General features: G+C 38.6%; 14 protein-coding genes. 10 read left to right on the forward strand and 4 right to left on the reverse strand.

All coding sequences use genetic code 11. From position 1 onward, the window contains the following. Nucleotides 1-15 precede the first annotated feature (15 nt). The 4 genes from MTN97_RS02590 to MTN97_RS02605 are packed head-to-tail and all read right to left on the reverse strand — an operon-like array spanning nt 16 to nt 7,645. Nucleotides 16-3,246, reverse strand: a complete 3,231-nt coding sequence (locus MTN97_RS02590; protein ID WP_248473612.1) for a type I restriction endonuclease subunit R — start codon at nt 3,244-3,246, stop codon at nt 16-18. Then, nucleotides 3,247-4,281, reverse strand: a complete 1,035-nt coding sequence (locus MTN97_RS02595; protein ID WP_248473613.1) for a YhcG family protein — start codon at nt 4,279-4,281, stop codon at nt 3,247-3,249. A gap of 2 nt (nt 4,282-4,283) precedes the next feature. Further along, complete coding sequence (locus tag MTN97_RS02600) at nt 4,284-5,594, reverse strand: restriction endonuclease subunit S (protein ID WP_248473614.1); 1,311 nt, start codon at nt 5,592-5,594, stop codon at nt 4,284-4,286. Continuing rightward, entirely contained in the window at nt 5,594-7,645 is a 2,052-nt protein-coding gene (locus MTN97_RS02605; protein WP_248473615.1) for a class I SAM-dependent DNA methyltransferase, read from the reverse strand. The genes MTN97_RS02600 and MTN97_RS02605 overlap by 1 nt, the downstream gene beginning before the upstream one ends. Nucleotides 7,646-7,879: 234 nt before the next feature. On the opposite strand from MTN97_RS02605, the gene MTN97_RS02610 reads away from it, so the two are divergent. The 10 genes from MTN97_RS02610 to MTN97_RS02655 all read left to right on the forward strand — a co-directional run bounded on the left by MTN97_RS02610 (nt 7,880) and on the right by MTN97_RS02655 (nt 19,519). Further along, a complete protein-coding gene (locus MTN97_RS02610; protein WP_248473616.1) occupies nt 7,880-8,965 on the forward strand; it encodes an ArdC family protein in 1,086 nt (361 codons plus the stop codon). Nucleotides 8,966-9,072: 107 nt separating this feature from the next. Next, nucleotides 9,073-10,275, forward strand: a complete 1,203-nt coding sequence (locus MTN97_RS02615; protein ID WP_248473617.1) for an IS256 family transposase — start codon at nt 9,073-9,075, stop codon at nt 10,273-10,275. A 208-nt stretch (nt 10,276-10,483) separates the two neighbouring features. Further along, the gene (locus tag MTN97_RS02620; protein ID WP_248473618.1) at nt 10,484-10,711 is read left to right on the forward strand and encodes a restriction endonuclease subunit S; all 228 of its coding nucleotides are present in this window, start codon (nt 10,484-10,486) and stop codon (nt 10,709-10,711) included. A 23-nt stretch (nt 10,712-10,734) separates the two neighbouring features. Next, complete coding sequence (locus MTN97_RS02625) at nt 10,735-10,875, forward strand: hypothetical protein (protein WP_248473619.1); 141 nt, start codon at nt 10,735-10,737, stop codon at nt 10,873-10,875. 7 nt (nt 10,876-10,882) lie between these two features. Continuing rightward, nucleotides 10,883-11,833 carry a hypothetical protein gene (locus tag MTN97_RS02630; RefSeq protein WP_248473620.1) on the forward strand — a complete coding sequence of 317 codons (951 nt, stop codon included), beginning with the start codon at nt 10,883-10,885 and terminating at the stop codon, nt 11,831-11,833. 11 nt (nt 11,834-11,844) lie between these two features. After that, nucleotides 11,845-12,495 (forward strand): HEPN domain-containing protein, encoded by a 651-nt coding sequence (locus MTN97_RS02635; RefSeq protein WP_248473621.1) that lies wholly within the window; start codon nt 11,845-11,847, stop codon nt 12,493-12,495. 7 nt (nt 12,496-12,502) lie between these two features. Next, complete coding sequence (locus MTN97_RS02640; RefSeq protein ID WP_248473622.1) at nt 12,503-13,588, forward strand: hypothetical protein; 1,086 nt, start codon at nt 12,503-12,505, stop codon at nt 13,586-13,588. A gap of 1 nt (nt 13,589) precedes the next feature. After that, complete coding sequence (locus MTN97_RS02645) at nt 13,590-14,759, forward strand: hypothetical protein (RefSeq protein ID WP_248473623.1); 1,170 nt, start codon at nt 13,590-13,592, stop codon at nt 14,757-14,759. Further along, the gene (locus MTN97_RS02650) at nt 14,744-16,531 is read left to right on the forward strand and encodes an Hsp70 family protein (RefSeq protein WP_248473624.1); all 1,788 of its coding nucleotides are present in this window, start codon (nt 14,744-14,746) and stop codon (nt 16,529-16,531) included. The genes MTN97_RS02645 and MTN97_RS02650 overlap by 16 nt, the downstream gene beginning before the upstream one ends. Beyond that, nucleotides 16,532-19,519, forward strand: coding sequence for a UvrD-helicase domain-containing protein (locus MTN97_RS02655; RefSeq protein WP_248473625.1), 2,988 nt, complete (start codon nt 16,532-16,534; stop codon nt 19,517-19,519). It abuts the gene before it with no gap. The last annotated feature ends 16 nt before the right edge of the window (nt 19,520-19,535 follow it).

The following is a 19,535-nucleotide window of genomic DNA, read 5'->3' on the forward strand; positions in this document are numbered from 1 at the left end:
CAATAAAAATAAACTTTAACTGCGTTGCTCATCGCCTTTAGCAGCAACACCTTTCATTAGCATGTCGAATACCAAGCTCGCTATGCCTTTAGACACTAAATCGCTTGATAGTGCTTTCATGGCCATTGCATTGTGAGTATCCATACTTTCAATAATCGCGTTTTGAATTGCTTCTGGGAATTGGCCTAGCATGGCTTGCTCTTTGGTATTGTGCTTAACCTGATCCATTGCGGTTTCGTTTTCGGCTACTTTACCCATAATTGCATTAGCGTAATTAACCATATCGTTTTCAGATAGGCCATCTTCAGCAAACAGGTCGTTCATGCGCTCAATGATTTCGTTTAAAAGCTCAGTTTTAGGATCCTTTGGTACTGCGCCCGAGCCTTCTTTGCTTGGTGGTAAGTAGCTTTTAGGCTCTTCGCCTACTTTGTGGCCTAGCTGTAAATCAGCTTCGCGTTGTTCATGCAGCCGATAATGCGTCATTACTACATCGGTTAGGTCAACGTCGTCTTCTATTACATCCATGCGTAAGAGTGGGTGTAAGTTTTTAGCAAATACACTGAGCTTTTCTAAGTCAGTGTCGTTAAAGTCAACAATTTGAGAGCTAAACTCGTAGTAACGATAAAACGAGATTAAATCTTTTCTAAACACATCTAAAATATCTCTGGCTTCTTTAGCGTGCTTAACACTGTTCTCACTGTACTTAATCGCTTTGTCGTTGTTCTCATCTTTCGCTTTTGAAAGCTCTTTTTGAGCTGATTGCAGTACCGTAGTCGCTTCTTTGTAGCGCAACTTAAAGCGCTCAACCGGCGCTTTCATAATATTGGTGAGCTTGTCTTGCTTGGCATGTTTACTGTTATAAGCGGTTACAAAGGTTTCTACTTCAAACCACTGGTAAATACCCACCTCAGCAAGCTTATCCATAATATCGTAAACAATATTTGGATCTGATACCCCTGAAAGCTCAGCGGTTTGAAAGTAAACTTTAAACTCTTCTAAAACTTCTTCAGGGTCGTTTACAAAATCAAGCACAAAGGTTTTATCTTTACCTTTGCAAGTACGGTTTAGCCTAGAGAGTGTTTGAATACATTCAACACCCTTTAATGGTTTATCAACATACATAGCCACTAATTTAGGCTGGTCAAATCCTGTTTGAAATTTATTCGCTACTAACATTACTTGGTAGTCGTTCGTGTCAAAGGCTTTGCGCATATCGCGGCCACGTAAATTAGGGTTCATCGCTTTTTCAGTAAAGGCATGATCAGGAATATCAGGGTCGTTTACTTCACCAGAAAACGCGACCATCGCATTGACGTTTTCATAGCCTTTATCCATTACGTACTTTTCAAAAGCAAGCTTGTAACGTACAGCCTCTAAACGGCTACTCGTCACCACCATTGCTTTGGCTTCTCCGCCTAATAAGTGTTTAATTTTGGCATTAAAGTGCTCAACAATTGTTTCAACTTTTTGGGCAATATTATAGGGGTGTAGCCTTACCCATTTAGCCATTTTAGACGCCGCTTTTTTGCTATCTACTTCTTGATCAGACTGCGGGTTATCGTGAGCTAATTGATACGCCACACGGTAACTGGTGTAGTTTTGCAGTACATCTAAAATAAAGCCTTCTTCAATGGCTTGGCGCATTGAATACACATGAAAGGGTAATGGCTTATTAGTATCACTTAGCGGTGCGTCTAAATCTTCAGGGCGGCCAAATAGCTCTAGAGTTTTAGCTTTAGGTGTTGCTGTAAAGGCAAAGTAACTAATATTATTAGAGCCTTTACGGGCCTCTAGCGATAAACGCAGCATATCCTCGCTGTCTAGCTCGTCATCGCCTTCAAGTTGCTCAGCCATTAGCACTTCACGCAACTTACGTGCGGTTGTTCCCGTTTGGCTAGAGTGCGCTTCATCGGCTATTACCGCAAAACTTCGCCCAGCTAGGGTAGAATCTTTACGTATTGCCTCTAAAACATGAGGAAAGGTTTGTATGGTTACAATAATAATTGAGGTACTGGCTTTTAGCTCACCGGCTAACTGGCTCGATTTACTGCCTTGTGCCTCTTCGCGGTTAACGCGCGCTATCATCCCTTCGTTATGATCAAACTGATAAATTGTGTCTTGTAGTTGGCTGTCTAAAACGGTTCTGTCGGTAATTACTATTACTGAGTCAAATACTTTGTCGCCCGCTTGTTTTTGTAATTCTGGGTGCTCAGTTAAGTAATGTTTAGAGGCCAGCTGATGCGACAACCACGCAATAGAGTTCGACTTACCCGAGCCCGCACTATGCTGAATAAGGTACTTTTTACCCGTCCCTTCAAAATCAACTGTATTTATAAGCTTAGACACCACAGCCCATTGATGATAACGCGGGAATATCATGGTTTCTTTTACTTTTATTGGGCCATCAAGTTGCTCTTCGTCTTTTACTTCTAAGTGAATATAACGGCTTAAAATAAGTAACAAGTTATCTTTTTGAAATATCTCGTTCCAAAGGTACGAGGTCGCATAGCTGCCATCAGCCGGAATATCATTTCCCGCAGCGCCTTCTGCTGTACCTTGGTCAAACGGTAAAAAGAAGGTTTTATTCCCCGCTAAACGCGTTGTCATTGCCACGTTATATTGGCTTACTGCAAAATGAACTAACGCACCGCGTTTAAAGGTCAATAATGGCTCTGCCTTTTTAGTGGTTGGATCTTTTGGCTGGCGGTCTTTCATGTATTGCACTTTGGCATTATTGAGCGACTGCTTAAATTCAGACTTTAACTCGCAAGTTACAACCGGTAACCCATTTACAAATAAAGTTAAATCTAACCGGCCATCATAACCATTCGGTGAGTATTTTAGCTCAGGTACCACGCGTAAAATATTTTTGTTATAGCGTTTACTCGCATCAGGGTTTAAATCGTGATCTGGCTTAAAACTACATAAACTAAATTTAGCGCCACGGTCTTTAATTACATTACGTAATACCCAAAGCGTGCCTTTGTTTTTTAAGTTACGCTCTAGGCTTTTAAGTAAAGCATCAGCGGTTGCATTAGGGCTTCGGTCAGTCTCTGGGTAATGTTTTTGCAATTTATCCCATTGCTCAGGCTGCGAGTCTTTTACAAAGGTAACAACATCTTCTGGGTAAAGAGCTAACTCTTTATTATATTTATTCGACTCACCCAGTAACCAGCCCTGTGCAAGCATTTGGTCAATAATGTCATTTTGAAATTGCAACTCTCTTACTGTTTTTGCTTGGCTCATTTACTCATCCTTTTGATTTAATCGTTGCTTTGCCTTGGCAATAGAGTGCTGTAATTTTTGTTCGAGTAGTTCAACATCCATCAAATGCGTTAGGTATTCTGCAACATGAATATCGCTGCCTTCCATTTCAAGTAACTCAATTTGTTCTTGTTTTTTACTGGAGCACAAAATGATCCCAAGTGGTGGGTTTTCACCCTCTTCGGTTTCATATTTTTTTAGCCAGTTGAGGTATAGCTCCATCTGGCTTTTGTGGCTGTGTTTAAACTTTTCGAGCTTTAAATCGATTGCCACCAAACGCTTTAACTTACGGTTGTAAAATAGCAAGTCGATATAAAAATCATCGTTGTCAATTTGGATACGCTTTTGACGGGCCACAAAACTAAAACCGGCACCCAGCTCTAATAAAAACTGCTCAATGTCTCTTAAAATGGCATCTTCTAAATCTTTCTCTAAGTAGCGGTCATTCAGCTCTAAAAAATCGAGAATGTAGGGGTCTTTAAGCAGCAGTTCCTGATTATACTGGCCTGTATTTCGCAGCTCAGAGAGTTCGGCCACAATGGTATCGTCTGGCTTTTTAGAAATAGCCGTGCGCTCAAACAACAAGGCACCTATGCGCTCATCCAAGGTGCGGGTTGACCAGCGTTCCTGAATGGCCATTGTGGTGTAAAAGTCTCGCTTTATGGGTTCATCAATAGCAATTAACTGGCGAATATGGGTCCAGCTCAATTGTGTACGCAGTGCGTGCACAATGTCTATATCCCAAAAAACCTCTGCAAACTTAACCATTTGCGCAAGGTTGCGCTTACTCCACCCTTTGCCAAATTGTAACGTTAGCTCATTAGAAAGCGTGGCAATCACTCGTTTGCCATAATCGGCTCGCTCGCCGCCCAGCACAGCTTGATTAATGCGATTACCCACTTGCCAATACAACAAAGTAATTTCACTGTTCACTGCGACCGCAGCGCGCTGCTTGGCACTGTGGATCAGTGCGGCCAGCTCTTGGCTTAAGGGAGCTAGGCTTGTTAGATTACTCATCCTTAAACTCCTTGTGACTCCCAATCACGCACGTCTATCTTTCCTGTTACTGCTGCTGAGATAAGGGCTATTTTGCGTTCTTTCATTAAGTCAATAGAACATGCAGCTTTACTGATCAAATCAGAGTATTGCGTATTTTTTTTCTCTATATAGGAGATTATTTCCTCAATTTCATTTTCTGGAGGTAAGCCAATTTTAATTCCTCCAACAGTATCTGTATTAAGATTCAGCTGAGTACCCATCTTCCCAAGCCCTAAATATGCTTGTCCTGCATCAAAGATATAATATAGGTATTTGTTGTTTATTCTAAGCTGTGGGAAGTAAACGAAGCCATCGTGAATACAGGCTTTAGATGTTGTAATGCAAGGCTTGCCCACTGTGCCAGCAATACTCAAAAACAACTCACCAGCTTCCAACCTAACACTTAACGATGAACCAAGCGCTGAAAGTCTCTGCGTAGTTTCAGTTAGATACATACCTGAACTCGAAACGTCAGCAATGCGTGTCCAAGAATATTCGCCGTTATCATCGAAATATTTGGGATCATCAATAGGTCTTGGACTAGCTCCACGTTTTACCTGTGATAGGTGCTTAATGAAGATTATTTCCCAATGCTCAGGCACTTCACCCAACCATTCCACACCAGAATCTTTCATTGGAGCATTTGGGTTAAGCCCTTTGGTCACTGCGTGAGAAATGACCGCTTGGCGCTTTTCTTTTAACAGCTCAATTAGCTTTTCTTGCTTGGCAATTAAGGTGTCGATTTTAGCGGTTTCGTGATCGAGAAAGCTGGCTATTTTTTGTTGTTCTTTTATTGAAGGTAAAACAATAGGAAGTCGCCTAAAATCTTCAAATTTCATTGACTGCCTCAATCCTCCCCCCATACCATAAAAAACTTTAGTGGTATCATATGAGTGAAGTAATCTATAAGCAAAACTAGGCTCTATAATATCTGTAGACCGTAACTTCAAATATGCAGAAGTAATAATTCCTCTTTGTTTTGCCTGACCAACACGTAAACTTTTTTTATCATTTTGTAAGTCTGTCAAACGAAGAATCAAATCACCATCATTCACAATTTGGTAAGTATTGAAAGATTCAGGTAGTAACCCAAAGTTTTTTTCTACGTCTCTTTTTATGATATTTCCATAGCTAAGTGATAAAACAACAGCCTCTTTGCCATCTACATTTTTTACTGTTGATGGATCAAATACTGAAAAAGTAGGCTTAACTTCCCAAGTGCTAGGGATATCTCCTACCCATTCAATTCCTGATTTCTTATATTCAGGATATGATTTATAACGACCTGTCATTATGAATGCACCTCGTTAAGCAGCTGCATAATATCGCTCGATACTTTATCTAAGTCCGCATCAATTTCGGTAAGTGATCTTGGTGGTACGTATTCGTAAAAATGGCGATTGAATGGTATTTCGTAGCCAACTATACCTACTTCACCGTCTTGCTCGTCAGTTTTTTTAGTATCAATCCACGCATTTGGTACATGGGGTAGTACTTCACGCGCAAAGTAGTCGTCAACGGATTCAGTGAGAGGTACGTTTTCGTTATCACGTAAGTCTGGGTTGGCTTCTATTTTACCTTTGGTTTTGCATATTTCGGCTTCGTCGTCGTGTTCACTTAAGTGTTTAACTATCAGCTTGAGCTGTGCAGCGCTTAGCTTAACTGCTGGTGTTGCTGTATCTAATTCAGTAGTCAGTGCTTTTAAAAACACATCGCGAGATAAATACTTGCTATTAAGTGAGGCAAGCGCTGCAAGAATAGTGTGTTGTGTATGCTCGTTTAGCTTATTCCATGATTTATCGGTTGTTAAAGCACTAATGCGTAGCTCATCTTTTGGATAAACAGCCAGTTGTAATGGGCGCTCTACTGTAATACGGCGATAACCAAATTCTTGGTAATCGAATATTTTACTAAAGTCGTTTTCTACAAATTGGCCGTATGTTTTAACAATGGTTTCTATTGCATCTTCTGTTAGTTCTTTACGTTTGCTACCGAGTGACTTACGCATAGCTGCATAGAATACATTCTCATCATTTCCTTCAACTTCACCACCACCGCTGCGGCCTCTGCCGTCTGTTTTAGCACGTTCTTTTGCCGCATTTATAAGTTGTACTTTACCTTTACGGTTAGCTGGCTTGTGGCTTGAAAGCACCCACACATAAGTTGCTATGCCGGTGTTGTAAAACATATCTGTAGGTAGGGCTACAATGGCCTCTAGCAGATCGTTTTCGAGAATGTAACGGCGTATTTCACTCTCACCACTACCCGCACCACCGGTAAATAACGGTGAGCCATTTAAAATAATACCAATGCGCGAGCCCCCTTCGTGTTGTGGGCGCATTTTGCTAACTAGGTGCATTAAAAACAGTAACGAGCCGTCAGACACGCGCGGTAAACCCGCACCAAAGCGGCCTTCAAAGCCTTTTTCGGTGTGTTCATCGTTAATTTGTTTTTGAATTTTTTTCCAATCCACGCCAAATGGCGGGTTAGATAACATGTAATCAAATTTTTCGGTGCGTAGCTGGTCGTTTGATAATGTATTACCGAGTTTTATGTTATCGACCTTTTGGCCTTTAATAAGCATATCGGCTTTACATATAGCGTATGACTCTGGGTTTAGCTCTTGCCCAAATGCTGAAAGCGATGCTTTATTGTTAAGCTCTAGTACGTATTCCATACCTGATGATAAAAACCCGCCCGTACCCGCTGTTGGGTCGTAAATTGAGCGCACTAAGCCCGATTGCGTAAGCGCATTGTCGTCATTGGTAAACACTAAAGACGTGGTTAAACGTACAATGTCGCGCGGGGTAAAGTGCTCACCTGCGGTTTCGTTAGAGCTTTCAGCAAAGCGCCTAATAAGCTCTTCAAACACTAAACCCATGCCATAGTTATTTATAACATCTGGGTGTAGGTCGGTTGTAGCAAAGCGTTTAGCTACTTTATAAAGTAGGTCGGCTTCTGCCAGCTTATCTAGGGTGTTAAAAAAATCAAAATGTTCAAAAATTTCACGCGCATTAGGGCTAAACGATTGAATATAGCTTTCTAGGTTACTGGCTACATCGGTTTCGCCAAGGCGGTTTAAATCCATTTTTGAATTATTGTAAAAGCTTAACTGCGCTGCGTGAGTAAGGAGCTTGTCTTGTGCTTCAATAGGCATGGTTTTTACTGCTTCGTACTTCTCAAGCACAGCTGGTTTAGTGGCTTCAAGCACACACTCCAAACGCCTTAACAGTGTAAAAGGTAGGATTATACGGCCATATTGAGATTGTTTAAAATCACCGCGAAGTAAGTCAGCGACTGACCATAAAAAAGCAGCGGTTGAAGAGAAATTGTTATCTGTCATTTTGACCCTTTATTATTTTGTTTTCCGTAACTTAACTTACCATATCATTAGATATGCTATTTTTTAAGCAAGATTTAAGGATTATTAACCAGCACTGAAGGCAGTGCTTTTTATTAAGGGTATTGTAACCTTTATTGTGTTGTAGGTAGAGAAGCTTTATCAGATTAAGGTAATATTCATAATTAACAAATAGTAATCTATAAATAACTCATAGCTTTAAAAGGGAATTAAATTATGAAAAAGGAAGAAGTAGACGCACATGTAAGAGGTGTAGTAGATAAGCTAATTGAGCAAATGCAGGAGAACTTGGGGGAATGGATAGCACCTTGGCATAATGGCTTTTTAGAACCTAAAAATGCCATTACACACCACCTTTTTAGTGGAATGAACGCAACATTACTTTGGGCGTCTACCCTTGATAATGCATTTCAATCGGATGAATGGGCGACACTTAAACAATGGAATACAAAAAAAGCGAAGGTAAAAATTCGTTCAAAGGGAACGCGTTTATTTCGCCCTATTTACGCTAAAAAAAATAACCCTAGTGATGAAGATTATATTATTTATTTTAAACCTTATACGGTATTCAACGCTGACCAAGTAAATAATTACAACCCCGCGCACCCTGATTTATTTGCAGATGATATAGCGATAGATCCGAGTGCTGATAAATTTATAGCTCGATGCAAAGCTAATATTACGCATGGTAATACCGATGCGTTTTATAGAGTATACGAAGATAAAATATATCTGCCATCCCCCACTAATTTTGTAGATAGTTCTCATGGCAGCAAAAAGCATAATTATTATGCGACTGCTATTCATGAGTTAATTCATTGGAGTGGTCATGACACTAGAATGAAGCGCAACTTAGCTAACAATAGTACTGAGCAGTATGCATATGAAGAGCTTGTTGCTGAACTAGGTGCTGCAATTATATGTACGCGGCTTGAAAATACAATTACACCAAGAACAGATCATGCAGCTTATTTGAAGTCTTGGATAAAGCATTTAAAAGATGATTTTCGTTACTTATTTAAAGCCGTAGATGACGCAAAAAAAGCAGTACATTTTTTGTATGAGTTAACAGGCATTGAAAACGCTGATGTGGATTGTGAAGATAAAGAGTTTGAACAACTTAATGATAGTGAAGCAGTAGAACCAGAGAAAATAATTCTTACAGGTTTTGTAAGTACGCTAAAAGTTAGTACGTGCTGTAACCACTGTCATGAAAGTTATAGTGTTACGTTAACCCGTTATGAAAATTTATCGTTTTGTGAGCAATGCTCTAAACCAAATAAACATCTTATTGAGTGGTAATTGCGAGCTTTATAATAGCTTTTACACCTAGTGCATGTTAGCTACTAGGTGGGTAGTGTTTAGAAATCTGTGTCATTTCAGTAATATTAAGAAAACAGGAGTGACACATGACTCAATCTTTCGACTTCAACAAAGCATTAGCTGAACTTCAATCTGGTAAAGGGTTAACTGGTGAAGATGGTGTTTTAACACCGCTAATTAAACAATTAACTGAAGCTGCACTCAGAGCAGAGCTAGAGCAGCATCTAGAAGCTGATCTGCAACCAAACCGTAAGAACGGCACTAGCAAAAAAACCGTTAAATCATCTGTAGGTCAATTTGAACTTGAAACACCAAGAGACCGCGCTGGCTCCTTTGAACCGCAACTCGTTAAGAAAAACCAAACTAAGTTAACGCCAGAAATTGACCAAAAAGTCCTATCTATGTTTGCGTTAGGCATGAGCTATCGTGATATTCGCAGTCACATTCAAGAAATGTATGGCATTGAAGTATCAGAAGCCACAATAACCGCTGTGACTGACCAGCTAATACCAGAGCTTAAAGCGTGGCAATCTCGCAGTCTTGATGCGTTGTATCCATTTATCTGGCTTGACGCTATTCACTATAAAATCAAGGAAAATGGTCGCTACGTTAGCAAAGCGGTTTATACTGTGCTGGGTATTAATATTGAAGGCCGTAAAGAATTACTTGGCCTCTACGTATCAGAAAGCGAAGGTGCTAACTACTGGTTATCAGTGCTGACCGATTTACATAATCGTGGCGTATCCGATATTTTAATCGCCTGTGTTGATGGACTAAAAGGTTTCCCTGAAGCCATTGGCACTATCTATCCTGAAACAGAGGTTCAACAGTGCGTTATTCATCAAATTCGTAACTCGATGAAGTACGTAGCCTCTAAGCACCAAAAAGCCTTTATGGCTGACTTAAAACCCGTTTATCGTGCAGCAACTAAAGGTGCCGCAGAAGCAGCACTGGATGAGCTAGATGATAAATGGGGCAAGCTATATCCCATTGTTATCGACTCTTGGCGTCGTAAATGGACGAACCTGTCGGTTTACTTCAAGTACCCAGATTACGTGCGAAAAGCCATTTACACCACCAATGCTATCGAGGCGGTTCACCGCCAGTTTAGGAAATTGACCAAGACTAAAGGCGCATTCCCGAATGAAAATAGCTTGATGAAATTATTGTATGCAGGCATATTGAACGCCTCGAAGAAATGGACACTGCCAATCCACAGTTGGAACCTGACATTGTCGCAATTAGCCATTCACTTCGAAGGTAGGTTAGATGGCGTGCTAGATATTTAGCAATTTAGGCTGACACAGAATTCTGAACGCCCTCTGCTACTCGTGGCGACTTAATAATTTCCCGTTCAGGAACAATCGACGAGGTGTGTGTAATACCAGATGAAACGGAAGACGGACTAATTTCAACCAATTTGCTACGTGTAACACTTTTAAAAGAGCTTATTGACCCTGAATTTTTTTGTTTTACTTTCAAGGGGAGTGAGATGGTATGAACAAAATTAAAGATATGTGCGCAGGTACTACTAGATTGTTTCTTAATCAAAAAATACTTAAGGCATTAATCTTTCCAATTCCACCTCTTAATGAGCAAAGAAGAATTATAAGTAAGGTTGAAGATTTATTCTTAGCTTGTGAAGAGTTGAAAACTAAAATTGATAAAGCGAAACTCATCCAAAAGAACCTTGCAGATTCAATATCATCTTCATTAGTAAACTAGCCAAATAGTAACAAGGACGTTAAATGAAACTCATTAACGAAAAATATCGCGCATTAAAACCTTCTTTGGGTTATTTAACTGATGAAGTTGTTATTGCCCAATCATGGAAGACAACTTTAGTTGGCCTTGATTTTGTTGCACTAAAACTGAGTTATAAGGGATAGATATAGCATGGAGCTTTTCGAAGGTATTATAAAAACGTTACTTGAACATGAAGGTTATTGGGTCAGGCAGTCCTTCAAAGTCAATTTAACGAAGGAAGAGAAGCGCGCAATCGGGAAGCATTCCATACCAAGGCCAGAAATAGACCTGTTGGCTTTTAAACCTGGCACAAACTCACTGATTGTATTAGAAGCTAAATCATATTTTGACTCTCTTGGGGTGAAAATTAGTGAGCTACTTGAACATTTTGAGATCCCCGATGGGCGCTACAAAATCTTTACCTGTGAAAATTACCGAAATATTGTTTTTTCCCGCTTAGTTAAAGATTTAGTTGAGTTAGGGTTAGCTGAAGCAGATGTTCAACCACAACTAGGCTTAGTTGCGGGCAATGTTTACCAAAATAAATCTAGTGACATAGCCGAATACTTTACCCAGAACAATTGGTTTTTTTGGTCACCTGAAATGGTGAAAGATAAAGTGAATGCTTTAGCAGAGCTTGGCTATGAAAATAATACGGCGATTATTACTGCAAAGATCCTAATGCGAGGAAGCGCTTTACCAACACCTTTAAGCCCAAACTTTACTGAAAATTCACTTTCAACCCAACAGCAAGCAAAAAACTGGCTTGAAAAGAACTTTCCATCAGAAGTTTTTAAAGGTGTTAGAACATCTAAGTATTATCAAGATAAAGATATCTGGTTCATTACGATCCCAAAAGATTTGCTTGAAAATGAAGAGTACCTAAAACTGGCTCTAGCCGAGCCTGATTTCGTGGGCTTTAATTATTTGAAAATTCCTACAGAATACCTCAAACGTAATTTAGATAAGTTAAGTGTGAGGTTGAGTGGCGATAAAATTGATTTTCATATAAATGCCACAAGTACAAATAGATACAAAGATATTAGGGGGCAGGGATTAGAATTAAAGCAGTTCTTACTAACACCTGAGTTAATGGATTAAGGAACAATCAGATGGATTTCAAGTCATTAAAAAGTAAACAACGTGAAATTAGAAATAAGTTTTCTGACAACTTAGGATTGAGAGTACATCGTGCTCTTAGCTGGCTAGAAAAATCAGAGCAATGTAACGATGACCAAGACAGTCAACTCATATTTCTATGGATTGCGTTTAACGCCGCATACGCACAAGATACCGAAGTGTTAAGGCATACCGAGTCTGAAGCTTTTTCTCTTTTCATAGCTAAACTTGTCGAACTGGATGAATCTAATAAACTATATAACCTAATATGGGCTGAGTTTTCATCAAGTGTGCGGGTGTTGCTCGATAACCAATATGTTTATCAACCATTTTGGGATTACCAAAATGGTAAGTTAACCGAACAAGAGTGGAAAGAACGATTTGCTAAGGCAAAAGTTGCAGCCAACAATGCACTTTCTTCTAAGCGCACAGATCTCTTAGTAGCCATTATCCTTCAACGCTTATACACGTTGAGAAACCAACTAATACACGGTGGTGCAACTTGGCAAAGTTCAGCAAACCGTTCGCAAATTAGAGATGGCGTAGCATTCCTAAGTAAGCTCGTTCCAATAATAGTAGATATCATGATGGATAATCCTCAAGTGCTTTGGGGAAGTGCGAATTATCCAGTGGTAAAGGAGTAACTATTCAATGTCTTATTACATAAACTTTATTGATCCTGGCAACGCTGGTGGCAGCGTCCCGATACCCGATACCAGCTACAGAGGCCCCAATAAACCAATCCAATATGGCTGTCGTTATTGTAAAGCAACATTTCTAAGTGATGCTGAACGTATTCAACATGAATGGGAAGCACACCCTACTCGCAATCCGTTACTGTTGATAGATCATATTGAAATTAGTGCAACTCGCTTAAAAGTGAGAGATATCAGCTTTTTTGAAAATATTGAATTTCTCTACGCCGATCAAATAACGATAAATGATGAGGTTGTAGAGGAAACTGAGGTTAAGCAAATATTAACTTCTTCTAATAAGAAATTCTTTAAAATTGAATTGTTGAATCAGCAAGTTTCAAGAAGCTTTGAGCTAGAAGTTGATATTGTAGATCCCAACGATATTCAAGCAATAGACGCTTTGTTTTATGAAATGCTTGCTGGTGACGATATTAAAGATGAACTAGTAAACAAATTTATCGACATATGTGAAGAGCGATATCCGAACGCTACATCGTATACAGATGCATTGGTAAAATATCTGCAAGGCATAAAAGCCAAAGATGGCAGTGCTATCCATATTACTTTTGAAGAACATGTAACCAAGCTAAATCAAGCTTTAGACACTTTGAAATGGTTTAAATCAGACCTTGCAAGATCAATTATAAATCTAATTGAGTTTAATTTTAATCGCTTTGACACAAACCAGGGGGCATATCAAAGTCCCAGCTTAGATTTTTCATTAAGTTTCTTTAATGGCAACGAACTCCCTAAAGTTAACCTTGATTTAGAAAGTAGCTCTGTCCCTATCCCAGTAGATTGGGTTACGTCACTGATCATCAATTCAATATTAAAAGAATATGACAAGCTTGAATATCAAGAAATAGAAGGTTTAGCCAGATCGTCCAAAACAACAGGGTTTACAGCTCAAGATAGAGCAAAGCTGAATTTTATTTTATACAGAAAAGCATTAGCAGAAGGGCTTTCAACGGAAGCCAAAAGACTTTTGAAGAAATTAAATCATGACGAGGTGTTTAAAGACAAACTCGTAGTAGAGAATTAAAATGAACGAAACATTATCATTAAATAAAGCAGCCAAAAAAGAAGTCGTTTTTAATAGTATTGACGAGGTTATCGTTGATGTATTTAAAGAGGGTGAAGCTGGAAAAACTAAAAAACCATTAAAACTATTATCTACTCACAAGAAGTACCTTAACAATATCGTTTTTAAAGATAGAGTGTCTGCCGATATTTTAAAGAAATATCCAGGTATTATTTTTGCCAGAGATTCAGATCTTAAGCTTACAACTGAAATTGTCACCAATGTTTATAATGCTACAAACAATGAAGCAAAGAATAGTTGTATTAACTTTTTTTGCGACGTTATTGGTGAGATATCGTTCTTAAACCCTACTAAGCATGACTCTAACGTGTTTCGCGCAATTCTGTCATCACTAGGTGACAATGAAAACGCTCTTCCTTACCTGATAAATGAGTTAAATAAGCGATTTGATAAACGTCTTGAGGGGATTAAAAAATCCAAATCAAAAGCCGAAGCAGCCAAAATTAACGAAAGTGAAATTGATTCTGCGCCTAAAGGCATGACAGCGGCTCAGTTAAAGAGTTTAAGGTATAACGTATTGGCAATAGCCGCTTTGTGGTCAGTTAGTCTTGGTAAAACAACTCAAACTAAAGCTATTGATACCCTTTCCAATATTTTAACGGCAGAAATTGATGAAAAATCACCTAGTTTGTCTATCGAGTCTTTTCTCGCTGGACACATAAACAGTAGCAGTAAAAAAGAGCTAGGTGCTCTTATAGCTCGCTTCCTAAAAACTCAGCAAGACGCCCAAGATGATAAAAGAAAAGCACAAGAACAATCTCAATATTACAAAAAGCAACTAGATAAAGCGTTAGCAGATACGCAAAGTCTAAATTTGCAACTAAGTGATAGTAATAAGAAGATTGAAGAACTTCAGTCGCAGCTACAAAAATTACAGGAAACCATTGAGTCAAAAGAGCAGCTGGGTAAAGCTGAGAGAGTACACCTGAAAGATGACACAGGAAAAGTAAAATCCAAAGCGATCAACTTGTTAGAAGAAGAGGTAATTCCCCCACTTCGCACATCTCTTAAAGCGTTAGACAGAGATGAACCTAAAGTTAAAGTAGCGATTCATAACATAGACGTAATCATTGAAGAAGTAGAAGGAGCATTACAATGGTTCAAAAAATAGGGATAGATTTCGGGACTACCAATAGTCTGATCTCAGTTGTTACTCAGCAAAATAAAATAAAATCTTTTACAGAAAAAGATAGACCTCATCCTTCTGTTGTTCATTATGAAGGGGAAAGAGTTATTTGTGGCATGAAAGCCAAGAATAAGCTTGAACAAAATACTATTGGAATACACGGTAACGCTGTTCGTGGGCCAAAAAAGTTTTTGGATAAAGATGCCATAAATGTTGGTGGAATTATCAAAAACCCGAAAGAGGTTGTTTCAAATCTAATGTCTTTTTTGATTGAGCACGCTCAAGAAGAAGATGAAGACGGCATTGCAGATTTAAAGCACGCCGTTGTGACTATTCCAGTTGCGATGGATGGCCGTGGTCGCCAAGCTCTTCGTGAAGCATTTCTAGATTCAGGTATATTAATTGAATCATTTGTACATGAACCTTTAGCAGCCTTATATGGATATTACAAAGATCTCGAAGATACTCAAAATGCGATATTAAAGGATGAAGGCCAGCTTATTTTAGTTTTTGACTGGGGCGGTGGTACGTTAGATTTAACACTCTGCCAAATCAAAAACGGAAACATAGTTCAAATTTTAAATAAGGGTAATAACAAGATAGGCGGTGATTATCTTGACGAAGCCATCTTAAAGTATGTTGAAGAACAACATGCTGAAAAATTCAATTGGACAGAAGATACTCAAAAGTCACGTAATCCAAGCATGAGGGCTAGATTACTTGAAGAATGTGAACGTGCCAAAATAACCCTTTCTAAGAGAAGTGAAGCACCAATATTTATACCGGATTACTACAACGCTGATGGTGATGAAGCTGAAATCGATTGCTGGTTATCAAGAGATGATTTGGACAAAATATCTAAACCGTTGATAGATGCTGGTCTTAGAGAGATTGATTCAATTCTCAGCCCTGAGCAAGCAGATATAGATAGACAGTGTGTCGCTTTGTGTCTTGCTACAGGTGGAATGGTTAACATGCCAGCGATAAAGCAAGGCTTACGTGAGATATTTGGAGTGTCGGCTCTTCACGTTTCGGAAAAAGGTGACAGAATAATTTCTGAGGGTGCTGCTTGGATTGCTAAAGACAATGTAGCTCTAACATTGGCAAAACCCATTGAACTTGTTGAAGCAAGGAATTCTCTACTAACTCTTATCCCCGAAGGAACATTGCTCCCTAAGCGCGGTAACACTCAAAGCACACAACAAGCTCTCTATTGCGCTGATCCGCGTGATGGTAAGGCTGTATTGAGTTTTAAACGTGCTCAAATGGTAGGAAAAACTGCCGCTGCTGACAGACGAACATCTATAGGTAACTTGGTAGTTCCTGTTAATAAAAACTTTCCTCCATTAAAAGAACGGATTGATATAGATGTTAAAATCGATGAAAACTTGATTATGACAGTTAATGCTAAATCGTTAGATGAAGACATTCCACAAGAGTTAAATGTCTATGATATTGAGTTTTCTATTAACGTATTAGGTGACTCAACTCAAAAAAAAAAGACTTCTAGGATAACGAAAGGTATTGGTGAAAAAATGGGAGTCGCAGTCAGGTCAAACGTAACCCATCAAAATGAGGGCTGGAGTTTAGTGCCTGGAGAACTTTTAAAAAAATACAACGACGACAACCCTTATTTAAAGCAAAAAATGACAAATGAACAAAGGTTGGAAGACCTTTATTATAAACCATGTTCAAACTGCGGTGCCAGATGGCAAGTGGGCTGTTGTAATAGCTTATCGACCTCTGGTGTTACCTAAATGATATTAGAAGTTAGTGGTCTGACTAAATGGTGGCATAGACTACGAGGAATAGATGTCAGAATTGCTTTAGACAATACAAGTATTGGTATTGTCAACAATGGCATCTCCTCACAAATATCCATAAATGATGTTGAGCAGATCAGTATTCACAAGGGTCTTTTGTCTAGCGACCTTGTCATAATGGCTTCTGAAACAAAGCCTCTAATTTTTAAAGGTTATAGGAGTAATCAACTTAATGAGTTTAAAAATAACTTTATTCAAGCTTTGTTAGCTTTTGTTGCATCAAGTGAAAAGTGGAAAGCTTTTGAAAAATCACTAGAGAACCGAAAAAATAAGGATGTTTACTTATCTAGTTATGAATGGCAACCATTGGCCCAGTTACACCAACTTGTTACCCGCTTTTTAGATTTAGGTATAAATCCCGAACTCTTAAAAACAGATACACAACGAGCTGTATTTAAACAAGCGCAAACACTCAGTAAAAATGACGTTAGTGAGCTTGGCCGAGAATTACACAATCAAAACGTTGTCCCTGTTTTGGTCGATAAATATAAAGGTTTTTTCGATACTGTTGAAAAGCTACCTTTAACAGAAAAACAGCGTATAGCTTGTGTTACTAATGATGACCATAATTTAGTTATCGCGGGTGCCGGAACTGGAAAAACTTCAACATTAGTTGGAAAAGCAGGATTTCTTATAGAAGCAGGCATTGCTAAGCCCAAGAACATTCTAATGTTAGCCTTTGGTAATAAGGCTGCGGCAGAAATGAATGAAAGAATACAAGAACGTATCCCTGACGTAGCTAGCGACATAAGGGCTAGTACATTTCACGCTTTGGGAAATGACATTGTAGCTAATACCTTTGGCTACAAAAAATCAGTTACAGCGTTTGCTGAGCAACCTCACCTATTTTCAAAATTTATAGATAGTACCATTGAAAAAATAGCGGAAGAAAATAGTGACTACAAAGCACTATTAGTGCATTACTTTTCTAGTCTAGGTACACCAGCAAAATCTGAACTAGATTTTCAGTCTATTGATGATTACCACGAATTTTTATCGAGTTGCAGGCTGATAACATTAAAAGGTGAGTGGGTAAAAAGTGTTGGTGAATTACGCATTGCTAATTTTCTCACATTAAATGGGATTAGCTACGAATATGAAGCACATTACAAATTTGACACTCGAAGTATCTCAAGACGTCAATACCAACCAGATTTTTACCTGCCAGAAGCTGAACTCTACATTGAGTATTTAGGGTTAAATGAAAATAACGAAACGGCACCGTTTGTCGATCAAGATAGGTACTTAGAAGACCTTGCGTGGAAGCGAGAACTTCACAAATCCAAAGGTACAAAAATGGCCGAGCTATATTCGTACCAATTAATGCAAGGTAGTCTATCAAAATGTTTAGCTGAGGTTTTAGAAGAGAATGAAATAGCATTAAAACCAATGCCGCTAAATGACATATTCGAACAGTTAAGAAAAGAAAACGAAACTCAGTGGTCTGGTTTTATAGAGCTACTTCAACGATTTTTAGGTTTGTTTAAAGAAGGTAACTTCTCTATTGAATATTTAAAGCAAAGCTTAAACCCTGCTTTATACGATATAGAGAGAACAAATGCATTTCTTAACATTTTTCAGCCTATTTTTGAGGGTTACCAAAAGCAGTTAAAAGATACTGATTGTGTAGACTTTAGCGATATGATCGCATTAGCTGTAGACATAGTGGAAGAAGGTAATTTTCACCATAGCTATACCCATATACTAGTCGATGAATTTCAAGACATTTCTGGCGGCAGAGTTAAACTTTTGAAGGCTATATTGGCATCGTCCACTAATATAAGACTTTTTGCTGTTGGGGATGACTGGCAGTCGATATATCGTTTTAATGGTGCTGACATCGCACTTTTTACAGAATTTAACCAAGCATTTTCTCCATCTACAGCTATCCCATTAGACAAAACTTTTAGGTTCAATAATAAAATCCATAATGTCAGTAGTCAGTTTGTCATGGCAAACCCAGGACAAATAAAAAAAGACATTGTGACTCATTCACAAGTTGATGTTCCCGCACTTAGATTAGTGGATATAAAACAAGCAGTGGAAAATAGCTCGTTATCAATTAGAGAGCAGAAGTTATGTGCTTATCAGCAAAGCTTAATTAGAAGCTTAAATACCTTTAATAAAAGTGGGCAGCAAAAAGATAAAAAACATACGGTTTTGATCATTGGTCGATATAAACAAGAAAATATGCAAATGTTAAAAGGCTTTAAAATTAATAAAGGTCAGTTTCCATATTTAGATATCAACTATGTAACAGCTCATGCAAGTAAGGGATTAGAAGCTGATTTTGTTGTGGTGTTAGGAGTCGAATCAGGAAGTTTTCCTTCTTCTAAAGAAAATGATGAATTAATTGATTTGGTTCTTCCCCATAAAGAAAGCTACTTATATGCCGAAGAGCGCCGTTTGTTCTATGTGGCCTTAACAAGAGCAAAGCATTTTATTTATATATTGTTCGATTCAGATCAGGGGAGTCCTTTCTTAGTAGAAATAAACAAATATGGAAATAAACTGATCGACAACAAACTAGCTAGCTCATTTGCCAAATGGCATTGCCCTTCTTGTGATTCAGGGACACTTAAAGCTATTCAAACAAAACACAATAGAGTGTTCTATAAATGTTCATTAGCACCAGCATGTGATGCAACTCTAAAAGCCTGTAAGCACTGTAATTCTCCTATGCATGTAGATACTAAAGGTTTTAGGTACTGTATTGGCTGCGGTGAAATCGAAATTGGTTGTGTCCGTTGTGGTATTGGTACTATGGTAGCCAGATTAGAAAATGATCCTAATCGAGAAACTTTTTACGGATGTAATCGTTTCAGGCGAGGAGCAACCGATTCCTGTGGAGAAAATATAAAAGTGGAAGCTTTTGAACGTAGATATAAGGAAGCCAAAGTACAATTATCTAAAATGCATTAAAAGTGAAATTTAAGCA

The sequence above is a fragment of the Pseudoalteromonas sp. 2CM36K genome (assembly GCF_023161865.1).
GTDB lineage: Bacteria > Pseudomonadota > Gammaproteobacteria > Enterobacterales > Alteromonadaceae > Pseudoalteromonas > Pseudoalteromonas tetraodonis.